General features: G+C 37.8%; 14 protein-coding genes. 5 read left to right on the forward strand and 9 right to left on the reverse strand.

Annotated features, from left to right (window positions below; translation table 11 throughout):
* A partial coding sequence (locus tag ABUA47_RS16195; protein ID WP_349831764.1) for a phage portal protein occupies positions 1-1,206 on the forward strand: 1,206 nt, incomplete at its 5' end.
* 196 nt (positions 1,207-1,402) lie between these two features.
* Here ABUA47_RS16195 and ABUA47_RS16200 read toward each other — a convergent pair.
* The 9 genes from ABUA47_RS16200 to ABUA47_RS16240 all read right to left on the reverse strand — a co-directional run bounded on the left by ABUA47_RS16200 (position 1,403) and on the right by ABUA47_RS16240 (position 6,886).
* Complete coding sequence (locus ABUA47_RS16200; protein ID WP_349824483.1) at positions 1,403-1,657, reverse strand: hypothetical protein; 255 nt, start codon at positions 1,655-1,657, stop codon at positions 1,403-1,405.
* A gap of 29 nt (positions 1,658-1,686) precedes the next feature.
* Complete coding sequence (locus ABUA47_RS16205) at positions 1,687-2,475, reverse strand: hypothetical protein (protein ID WP_005794430.1); 789 nt, start codon at positions 2,473-2,475, stop codon at positions 1,687-1,689.
* Positions 2,459-2,866 (reverse strand): hypothetical protein, encoded by a 408-nt coding sequence (locus ABUA47_RS16210; protein ID WP_005794432.1) that lies wholly within the window; start codon positions 2,864-2,866, stop codon positions 2,459-2,461. The genes ABUA47_RS16205 and ABUA47_RS16210 overlap by 17 nt, the downstream gene beginning before the upstream one ends.
* Positions 2,863-3,240 (reverse strand): hypothetical protein, encoded by a 378-nt coding sequence (locus tag ABUA47_RS16215; RefSeq protein WP_005794434.1) that lies wholly within the window; start codon positions 3,238-3,240, stop codon positions 2,863-2,865. Before ABUA47_RS16215 ends, ABUA47_RS16210 begins: the two co-directional genes overlap by 4 nt.
* 5 nt (positions 3,241-3,245) lie before the next feature.
* Positions 3,246-3,467, reverse strand: a complete 222-nt coding sequence (locus tag ABUA47_RS16220; protein ID WP_008673439.1) for a hypothetical protein — start codon at positions 3,465-3,467, stop codon at positions 3,246-3,248.
* A gap of 2 nt (positions 3,468-3,469) precedes the next feature.
* Positions 3,470-3,652, reverse strand: coding sequence for a hypothetical protein (locus tag ABUA47_RS16225; RefSeq protein ID WP_005794436.1), 183 nt, complete (start codon positions 3,650-3,652; stop codon positions 3,470-3,472).
* 1 nt (position 3,653) lies between these two features.
* Complete coding sequence (locus ABUA47_RS16230) at positions 3,654-5,291, reverse strand: phage/plasmid primase, P4 family (protein ID WP_297284586.1); 1,638 nt, start codon at positions 5,289-5,291, stop codon at positions 3,654-3,656.
* A gap of 7 nt (positions 5,292-5,298) precedes the next feature.
* A complete protein-coding gene (locus tag ABUA47_RS16235; protein WP_005794441.1) occupies positions 5,299-5,562 on the reverse strand; it encodes a hypothetical protein in 264 nt (87 codons plus the stop codon).
* A 757-nt stretch (positions 5,563-6,319) separates the two neighbouring features.
* Complete coding sequence (locus ABUA47_RS16240; protein WP_004327397.1) at positions 6,320-6,886, reverse strand: hypothetical protein; 567 nt, start codon at positions 6,884-6,886, stop codon at positions 6,320-6,322.
* 373 nt (positions 6,887-7,259) lie between these two features.
* Between ABUA47_RS16240 and ABUA47_RS16245 the strand changes: the two genes are divergently transcribed.
* From ABUA47_RS16245 to ABUA47_RS16260, 4 genes are all read left to right on the forward strand, one after another.
* Entirely contained in the window at positions 7,260-7,499 is a 240-nt protein-coding gene (locus ABUA47_RS16245; RefSeq protein ID WP_004327398.1) for a hypothetical protein, read from the forward strand.
* A gap of 140 nt (positions 7,500-7,639) precedes the next feature.
* The gene (locus tag ABUA47_RS16250; RefSeq protein ID WP_007854252.1) at positions 7,640-7,921 is read left to right on the forward strand and encodes a hypothetical protein; all 282 of its coding nucleotides are present in this window, start codon (positions 7,640-7,642) and stop codon (positions 7,919-7,921) included.
* Positions 7,922-7,998: 77 nt separating this feature from the next.
* Positions 7,999-8,892 carry a hypothetical protein gene (locus ABUA47_RS16255; protein ID WP_178678941.1) on the forward strand — a complete coding sequence of 298 codons (894 nt, stop codon included), beginning with the start codon at positions 7,999-8,001 and terminating at the stop codon, positions 8,890-8,892.
* A 2-nt stretch (positions 8,893-8,894) separates the two neighbouring features.
* Entirely contained in the window at positions 8,895-9,107 is a 213-nt protein-coding gene (locus ABUA47_RS16260; protein WP_100263447.1) for a hypothetical protein, read from the forward strand.
* Positions 9,108-9,478: the final 371 nt, after the last annotated feature.

Consider the following 9,478-nt stretch of genomic DNA (forward strand, 5'->3'; position numbering starts at 1 on the left):
ATCCAACAACTTGTACATCTATGTGGCAATGACATTCATCATGAGCTGACCGATACCAAAGTTGATGAAAGTTCACGGGAAATATTTCTCGAATTTCAAAAAGGATGGCTGGATAAAAATATGGAGATTGCATTTTACGAATATGCCAAAAGTGTAAAAATAACGGGAGATGCAGCAATCGTATTCTATATGAATGAAGGCAAGGTGTTCACCAAGAATCTCTCCTATTTTGATGGTGACACTCTTTATCCTCACTACGATTCCATAACCGGTCAAATGACACTGTTTGCCCGGCGATACAGCGACTATGACGAAGAGGGAAAGGAACTCATTTCTTGGGTGGAAGTGTGGGATAATAAAAAAATGTACCGTTACCGGCAGGATAAAAGGGGAATAGCCGGAGCAATAAACAAAGTGAAACAGTATTTCGGTATTGAAGGATATACATTAGTGGAAGAACACGATCATGGATTTACCGAATGTCCGGTTGTATATTATCGGGACAAACACGGTGCCTGCTGGAGCTTTTCACAAGATAATATCGACAAGTACGAACTGGCTATTTCCCATTTGTGTCAAAACAATATGGCATACGCATTTCCAATCATGTTACTTAAAGGTGAAGATGTTGAGATTCAGGGAGATATGTATGGTGCGGTAAAAGCTATCACTATGGGGAAGGATGATGATGCAGGCTTTATGAATCGTCCCGAAGCATCACAATCATTTGAACTTCAAATTAATACATTACTTAAAATGATTTTTATGGGGAGTTTTGTTGTCATGCCTCCCGAAGTAAAGTCAGGAGATTTACCGGGTGTTGCTATCAAGCTGATCTATTCACCATCTTTGGAAAAAGCCATGATTGACTGCAAGGAATTTGACGAATCAATAGACAAAATGAAACGGCTGTTCCTGCACGGATATGGAACAGAAAAAGGCCAACTTACCAAATTCCTCAATTTGAAAATTTTTTCGTGGGCAGTTCCATACGTCCACCAAAATGCAGCCGAATTGGTATCGAACTTGGTACAATTAGTCGGTGCCGGTATTTTATCAAAAGAAACCGGCTCGGAAGAATCCGGCTATGGAAAAAACAATGAATGGGATCGTATCATGCGTGAATATAAGGAACAGCAACAAGCTGACTTGCTATATCAACTGAAAATCAAGAAAAATGAAAATAAAGAGGGTAATGCAAAATGATCTGTACCAACGCGGAGCGCGAAAGCAATCCCGTACTCCGCGCTCTGAATCCAATGTAACTATACATTAGGAAAAGCCGCCTCTGCCTACATAAAATAGACAGAGGCTTTACTTTTTCAACAATTTGGTTGATAAGCTTGTGTTATAACAAGTCAGCTTCTACATTGCAAAAGTAATGAATGAATTGAATATGACACTACTTTCGATACAATTTTTTATTATAAGGCTTTCGAGGATATTTCCGGTTAAGCTTCTTTTGCAGATCATCATTGATACTTTCATTCAGAAGGATTTTAGAATTTAGCACCCGGACTTTTCCAGTAAGTTCCATAATAGTTTTAGATTGTGTCGCATTTTGTTTTGAAAGCTCAACATTGGCAATAGCCAGTTTGCTGCATTCTGATGCAAGATGATTGAGTTTCTTTGTGCTGATTAATGATAATCCAAACATAATATTCTGATATTTAGTATGTTAAATAATTATATTGCTGATACGGGAACGGCAAAGCATTTACAATGACCGTGATACGGTGGTAATTTGTCCCATTCCACATGAAATCCGACTTCATCGTCACAAATGTTACAAGGATAGGAGCTGCCACGCATGACAAAGAACCCTACGGCTCCACAGGCTTTAGCCTGCAATTCCCAATGCTTCATCCAACCCTCTGCCACAGCATACTCCGTCAAATCTGACAGTGCAGTCCAAGAGCTTACAGTACGTCCTACTCCAAAAGACTCCTGAACACCGAGTCTTGAAATAATCGGATAACCCTTTGAAATAGCTCTCTGTACATGCTCATTAAGCAATGGCGTTTTTACCGACTGCCTGATAGATGAAAGTAATTTGTCTTTGGAAAGGTTCAGTAGTAATCCGGCGGCAATGGCCGTTTCAACCTCCTTTGAAAACCGGTCAACATATTCTCTTGCACGTTGTGTGAAGGTTTTGCCGTATGATTCTCGCGTTATACATGTTATGATTGCATCCTTATTATCCTCATGTGTCGCTACTGCCAAAGTATAAGTATAGTCTTCAATTATTTCAAGAAGGGATAAAATAATGGCATCCACTTCCTCCTGCAACTGTCTGTTTGCTGAAAAACGGAATAGTTCAGGGCTGATCTTGTACCGGTATGAAATATCTATAATTTGCTTTGCCGCCTCGATCATTACAATTTGAAGATTGGTACGCATGGATAGCTCCGCATCCAGACGTTGACGGAGGTATTCTTTGGCCTCTTCAATTTCCTTATCAGTCGGTACCCTCATTTTTATGTTCCTCCTTAATACCTTCCTTGATACTATTCATGTTTCTCTCTTCTTCCAGTATCTTGGCATCATCTTCCGGTGATACTGGTTGCTGCAAGCCTCGTAGCCGTTCGGTAAGATCAGAATAGCTTTTAAAAAACTCTTCCATAAACTTAACGTCAGGGGTTGCATTACTAATAAGGAAACATACTTTGATCCATGTTTCCAAATATTCACGAAGTTCCTTATTGTTGGTTAACTCCCGAATCCGGGAAAACATTCCGTTATCATCCCGAAAACGCATACTCCAAAAACCTGACACTGCCTTAATACTGATCCAGTCATGTTCACTACCATTATCCCTCGTAACAATAAAGTTACCTACCTGAATACCATTTGTTTTTTTGCTCATAATCCTATTTTTAATTTACGTTCAAATCTATCTCCAAGATTAAAAAAGTATTCCTTACCGTAAGAGTTTATACGTTCTTCATCCGATGATACTTTATTCATTTCATAAATCAAGCAACTATACCTATCATCATCAGGAAGAAGCCCTTTGCACTCTTCTCTGATATAAATATGATGCTTCCCATTTACCCAATAAAATTCAGAGAGAAATCCACCAAGAAGCATTTCAATCATTTTTTGGTGTCTGACAGACAATTCTCCTTGCACTGCTATATCCATTACAATGCTCTTACCTTCTATTGTCTTCAATTCACATGAATAGTTCAAGGCCCGAAGAATAGACATCAGCTCAACACTTAACTCTATGTGATTCATATTTTTCATACTTTTACTATTTCAAATTCATCTGCATGTTTCTTACCAATCCAATCCCGTTTCTGATTTTCAGTTGCGCTTTCGTAGATTCTTCCTCGCTTAGACAAATGCCTTTTCCTAAAAATACCTTCTTCTCCAAGTTTGTCATAATCTCTTCTTGAAGGGGATAATCCCTTTGCCCTGCAAAAGAACAATCCCGTTTCCTTGTGTCTAAATTTTACTGCCATGCTTATTCCTCCCATGGATTTTCGTCTTCTTCCTCAACGTAAATCCGTTTTAATTTGTCTGATACTTCTTCAAGCTCACGCTTCATTTGATTTACATGAAATCCAGCTGGCATAGGGATTTCCAATGCTCCCCGTAGGTTATCTATTTTTTCAATAACCTCTGCAAATTCATCCGGTGCGATCATACTATTTGGTTCTTATTTTTAATTGTTTGATAATCTTCTCCACAGCGTCCAAGTCAAAAACAGTTGTTCTCTTCTCCATGTGGTACGTCCCCTCCAGTTTCTTCTCCCGGAACAAACGCTGGACTTGATAAATGCTCAATGACAAGCAGGCCGCAAGCCCTTCATGGGTATAAGCGTATCGTTTGCCATCTTGATAAACCGGTTTAGCGATCCTTTGCTTATAGTTACCCCGTAGGTCTTCCCGTTTCTCATAATAGAGTTTTTCCGTCAAGGCTGTTCCATACAAACCATACACCTGACCATTCGGGGTTCTTTTTTTACGATAACCGGCTTCCGAAAGAATACGTCCGAATACTGTCACATTCTCTTCTTTGGCATTATTGTCCCTACACCATTTGCAATATTTCCGGTACAGAATGGCCGAAGACATCCATTTGGGTTCAATATCGGCAATTTCCTCATAGCGGCACAGATAGTTCATTTGATACATGAACTTCATTACGGTACTACTTTCCGACTGATATTCATCCATGACATTTTCAAGCTCCTTACTGTCTGTCAACTTATAACCATTGGCGATAAAACGGTCACGTCCTTCCAATATCCAATTGAATATAGCTGGGTATTCGGCCTCCAAATCCCGTGACAGTTCTTTTTTCTGCCGGGCTTTGGGTATCTCCACCTCAAAGGGAATAATGCAAATACGCCGCCTCATTCCATAGCTCCAGTCTTTCAAATACGGCATTTGGTTGGCATTTGCCATAAGCAGGGGAATATTGTAAGCAGTGAAGTTATCGCCATAGATAGGCCGGGCTTCGGTAGGTTCACCACTGATAAGGCTCTTCAACGTGTCACTATCCTTACCAAACTCTAACGCTTGTATTTCAGAACAGTAGTTCAACCGCTTGCCATTAATGAAAGCGATATTTTTTTTTCTCTCATTTCCAGTAATCAATGCACCTATGCCGAAATTGCTGACATTCTCCCGGCCAAGTATGCCCATGATCGTTTCAAAGACTACACTTTTGCCATTGGAGCCGGAGCCACGAAGAACAAGCATAGTTTCCATTTTCGCCACACGCCGGTCAACAAAAATACTTCCAAGAAACTCCTGCAAAACTTTTTGCATGTTTTTGTCCGGCAAAACTTCATCCAGGAACATTCTCCAAAGAAAGACATGCTCTTCCGGCTTGTAGTCATAGGGAACACATGTAGTCTGTACCCAACGGCTGTTGAAAGAATGCGCACGGCGAGCACTCATATCAAACACACAGTTATTGAACACCACAATGGCATTATCAGGCTTCAAGGCTTTTCCTGCCACCACACGCTTACAGACTTTCAGTACACCCTCCACACGGGAATAATCACCATTGGGCATTTTGCATTTACGCATCAAGTCATATATCAGATTGCCAAAATCATCCCATGCCATCTCTTCATATATTCGGCCACTGAAATAGTAAGGCGTACCATTGAACTTACAAATCGAAGATCGTATAATGGCTGCACGCATCAAGTCCTGCACAGCGTCAACACGCGCTGCACTTTTGAACTCTTGTAAGGCGGCATCCAGTTTCTCGCCTTTCATAAGCCCGAAGACCTCATTTAACAACTTCCTATACTTTCCCTTCTCCATGTACAATCTATGAATTTGAATACCCGGCACGGGTTAAGGCCTCAACCATATATACTGACAGATTATTTATAGCAACATCTCCTGAATATCCAAATCGCCACAAATCAGTACGCCAGTCCTCTAAAGATGTGTCACAAGGTATATGATATTTTTGCATAATATCTCGCATCACCGCACAATCTTCATATCTTTCCTCTTCCTGCGCTTTTCTGAACACAGAAACAAAAACGTATCGCCCATAATCAAACAATATAGACTCAAACTTATTCATACCACCGTTTTTATACCCGAAAACAAAGCATTTCTACTGTTTTTATGCTATTTTTCAAGTGTTTTATGCCACAAATATAGCTTATTTTCTACATAATTACCATATAAATACTATTATTTTCTACTTAAAATATAGAATAAACACGCTTTTTTGAAGTCTTTTTGCCATGTTTTTATTCGTTGCATCATTCAATATCAATAATCGCAAAATATTGATAAACAAAGGAAAACGACTCTATTTCAATAGAAAATACAGATGAAACATTCTCTCTGATATGTATGGTTTATGTAGGGTTTTAAAGGCAACTATACATATATAACATATTGAAATACAAATCAATGGAAAAATAGTGCATAGTATGTATAGTTTTTTATGCAAACCATATATTATATATTTTTTTCCATACGCAATTTACATATAAACTATACATACTATACATTAAATTTCCATTGACCTAATAATGAATGATTTACACATGTATAGTTATGAAGTAAACTATACATATACTATACATTTTCAGAAGTAAAACTATACATCGGACATTCACTTTTGTAATTTATCATTGGAAAAGCCTTAAAAACATCCATTATTGGCTCCAAAAAAGAAAAAAATAAAAATCTTGACCGGGATTGAAACATGCTTGGTGTCTTGGGTAGCCGGGGGGGGGTGCCCTCCCTGCTTTCATTATCCAGTTAACCGGCAAAGAAGGAGAAAAGCCGCGTTTTGTCTTGATTCTCTTTATATTATACCTATAATATTAAATATTATCCGGCTTTTCCGCTCCTTCTGCTTTCCGCTTTGCTCGATCAGCTATAAAAAGGCTGCATCTATAACATTGCAAAGGTAGATAATAATGTACTGTTTCCTCTTCTTCCGTATTTTCGTCCTTCTTCATCTGTTGTAAATCGGCTATTTTCATTAATACATCTGCACGATCTTTTCCCCTCAAATAAGGCAAAGTTTGTTCGAGACCTGACAAAACCGCGTCTTTATCTCGGTATTGTACAACATTCCCGGCTTTTTCTTCCTCTTCTGTTTCTGTGTTTTTCTTTTTCTTCTTGCTTTTGGGGCTATCATTGTCAGGAAGGAAGGCGGCGCGGTTATCTTCAAAAGACCGTATTAGTTTATTAATGCCGGGTTTATCCTTTGCAAGTTGGGCGGCTCCGCGTTGCGCCGTTTCTATTTTGGTTGATCGTGGTCTAAATATAGTTGCGTATGCTTCGCCACGACTGGCACCGGATGCAACAAGCATACAAAAGAAAACATCATCCGGGGTTAATTGATAAATTTGCTGTAAATCTGTTACGCGCTTACTGTACACCATATAAAACGATATGAAAGAGTTTATTATATTGGCGTCTCGCGCTCTGTAACTTGCTACAAAGTTAAACAAAGGCTATAAATAAAGCAAATAAGCATATTTAGATGTTTACATCTATAAATATTTCCTTACTTCTTAAATGCTTTATATTTATTCCCTTGTTGTTATATAATATACTGATAATCAATATATTATACAAGTATTAATAAATGCAAAAATAGAATGTTTCCTTAAAAATAAAGATACATTTTGTTTTGTATTACAAATATTATTCGTACCTTTGTAATACAGAAAAGGAGATAAACGGTTAACGTCTTCCACACTTTCCCGTTTTTACTTCTTCTTTGGTTGAATGTTTAATTTAAAATATAAGATCATGGAAGTATTACTAAACTTACAAAACAAAAATGTAACGTTAAACGCCGTACATGTAGCCCCAGAAGGTACAAACTGTTGCAACCGTTTAAAGGTTCATTTTGATGTGTTTCAAGAAACAGCGAAAAAAGCCGCTATTATAAGACTATCAACGGCAAATAGTTTTGAATTGATTCACTATCAGGATAAACACATAGCGTTATTAATTCCTTTTGATCGTATTCAAAAGATTTCATACTAATAAAAAGCCGGATCAGTGCGTTAACTTCTCCGGCCTCCCTTTAAACTTTGCGTTTATCGGTTAACGTCTTCCACAACGTTAAATGCAAAGTTAAGGGAAAAACAAAGACAAACCAAGTTTCACCCTTTAAATTTTGCGTTATGAACACAGATTTATTAATTATCTATATTCGCAATTCTCGCGATATTTACGCGCTTACTGAATGGCTGCAAAATACACTTTTGAAAAAAGTAAACCGCGGCTTAACTCCTTCCGTTGAATATCTTGCAAACTGTTCCACTATGAAAAAGATCGTTCGGATGGCTGCAAAAATGCTTTCCGATCAGGATCATAAGACCGCAACCAAGCAAGAAAAAGAACAAGCGGCAAGAGAACACGCGGCCTATATTATCGGATGCGTGGAATATCTTTCTAAATTCTAATAATAACTATTTTTCCGGGGCTGTCATGGCTCCGGGTTACTTCTTACTTTCATTATTCACCCTTTAAATTTTGTATTATGACAACTACAAATAGACTTTGTTACACAGTATCAAAAAGATATATTCAAGCCGGGACAACCTTTAAAATCAATGTTAAAATATTACTGGCTGATGATTGCAAAAATAATATATGCGATTGGAGTATAACGGCGGATATTTACGAACAACGCAAAAACGGGCGTTTCGTTTGGTGTGCTGGTGGTTGCTGCCATGAAGAAATACTAAAGCGTTTCCCACAGTTTAAAATGTTCGTTGATCTTCATTTGTCTAATCATTACGGCGCGCCAATGTACCCAGTTGAAAACGGTTTTTACCATATTACGAACAGCAGCAAAGAAACTGCAATTAACTATTTGCGTATCACGGAAACGGAATATAATTTGCTTTATCAGGCAGAAGATAAACAATACTTTAAATACCTTCTTTATACGCTTGGTATCGTTGAACGCTGGAAAAGAGAATCTAACGAGGCTTTAAAAAAGCTGGAAGAATTAACCGGGCAAACATGGGAAAACCCATATAAGCCGGAAAACGAACGTTTTACTTTGAAATTGACGGACGAAGAACGTACAACTATAACTAACAGAATAAACGATGGTTATTATCGCCCTGAAGCTGTACAAGCGCGAAAAGACGAAGAAAAGCGCAAAGCATACGAGAAAAAACGCGCTGAAATAATTAACGATTGCAAAAAGAAACAACAAAAGGCCGAAAATGAAAAGCGGGTTATGTTGGCCGTTCTTGATGCCGGGTTATCAGTTAATAATGTGATATATTACGATCATAGTAACGAGCTTGTTTTTAATTGGAAAGACTACGAAACAAAAGTAACGGAGAACGATTTTAATAAATTCGTTTCCAGTGTTAACCGTTCTTTGTTGCCTGCTGGCATAACTTTTAAAATGAAATAGCCATGGCAAAATACACGATAACCAATCAAAAAGAATTGCGCCGGTCTTTTTGGGAGTTCTGCAAAGAGTTCGGAGGCGAATTTGAAAGAGAAGCCAACAAAAAGAAACATTCTTTTAAACTGGATTTTAATATAGCTTTCGGAGAATATAAAGACGGACTTTGTAAAGATGGTATTATATCGCAAAGTTTATACCAACGTGCAACACTTTATTAATAATAAGCTATGTTTTGTTTTATGCTGCTTTTATTCGGTGCCGTGGTGTTTATCTCCGGCACCGATCCCAAGAAATTAAAAGACTTCATAAATAAAAACGATCAATCAGACAAATTTTAAATTTATGGAGAAAAAGATATTATATCATATTGGGTTATATGGATTTAGAAAACTTATAGTTTATGTAATTAAGGATAACGGGGATAATACATCTATTGTTAGCCTTAACAAAGACGGTTCATTTCCTAAACACGTTTGGAACTGTAATTTGCATAACATAAACGAATAATACAAATATTCCACCGCGCCGGACGGTTTTCCGGCATTCCTTTAAACTTTTATATTATGACTACTTATATAATAGAATCCCC

Origin of the sequence: Bacteroides sp. RTP31139st1_H2_RTP31139_211217 (assembly GCF_040227615.1) — a bacterium.
In the GTDB taxonomy this organism is placed as follows: domain Bacteria; phylum Bacteroidota; class Bacteroidia; order Bacteroidales; family Bacteroidaceae; genus Bacteroides; species Bacteroides uniformis.

Coding starts and splice junctions, on each gene's coding strand:
- ABUA47_RS16200 (WP_349824483.1), bottom strand. CDS start 1,657: ATGTTTGGATTATCATTAATCAGCACAAAGAAACTCAATCATCTTGCA.
- ABUA47_RS16205 (WP_005794430.1), bottom strand. CDS start 2,475: ATGAGGGTACCGACTGATAAGGAAATTGAAGAGGCCAAAGAATACCTC.
- ABUA47_RS16210 (WP_005794432.1), bottom strand. CDS start 2,866: ATGAGCAAAAAAACAAATGGTATTCAGGTAGGTAACTTTATTGTTACG.
- ABUA47_RS16215 (WP_005794434.1), bottom strand. CDS start 3,240: ATGAATCACATAGAGTTAAGTGTTGAGCTGATGTCTATTCTTCGGGCC.
- ABUA47_RS16220 (WP_008673439.1), bottom strand. CDS start 3,467: ATGGCAGTAAAATTTAGACACAAGGAAACGGGATTGTTCTTTTGCAGG.
- ABUA47_RS16225 (WP_005794436.1), bottom strand. CDS start 3,652: ATGATCGCACCGGATGAATTTGCAGAGGTTATTGAAAAAATAGATAAC.
- ABUA47_RS16230 (WP_297284586.1), bottom strand. CDS start 5,291: ATGGAGAAGGGAAAGTATAGGAAGTTGTTAAATGAGGTCTTCGGGCTT.
- ABUA47_RS16235 (WP_005794441.1), bottom strand. CDS start 5,562: ATGAATAAGTTTGAGTCTATATTGTTTGATTATGGGCGATACGTTTTT.
- ABUA47_RS16240 (WP_004327397.1), bottom strand. CDS start 6,886: ATGGTGTACAGTAAGCGCGTAACAGATTTACAGCAAATTTATCAATTA.
- ABUA47_RS16245 (WP_004327398.1), top strand. CDS start 7,260: ATGGAAGTATTACTAAACTTACAAAACAAAAATGTAACGTTAAACGCC.
- ABUA47_RS16250 (WP_007854252.1), top strand. CDS start 7,640: ATGAACACAGATTTATTAATTATCTATATTCGCAATTCTCGCGATATT.
- ABUA47_RS16255 (WP_178678941.1), top strand. CDS start 7,999: ATGACAACTACAAATAGACTTTGTTACACAGTATCAAAAAGATATATT.
- ABUA47_RS16260 (WP_100263447.1), top strand. CDS start 8,895: ATGGCAAAATACACGATAACCAATCAAAAAGAATTGCGCCGGTCTTTT.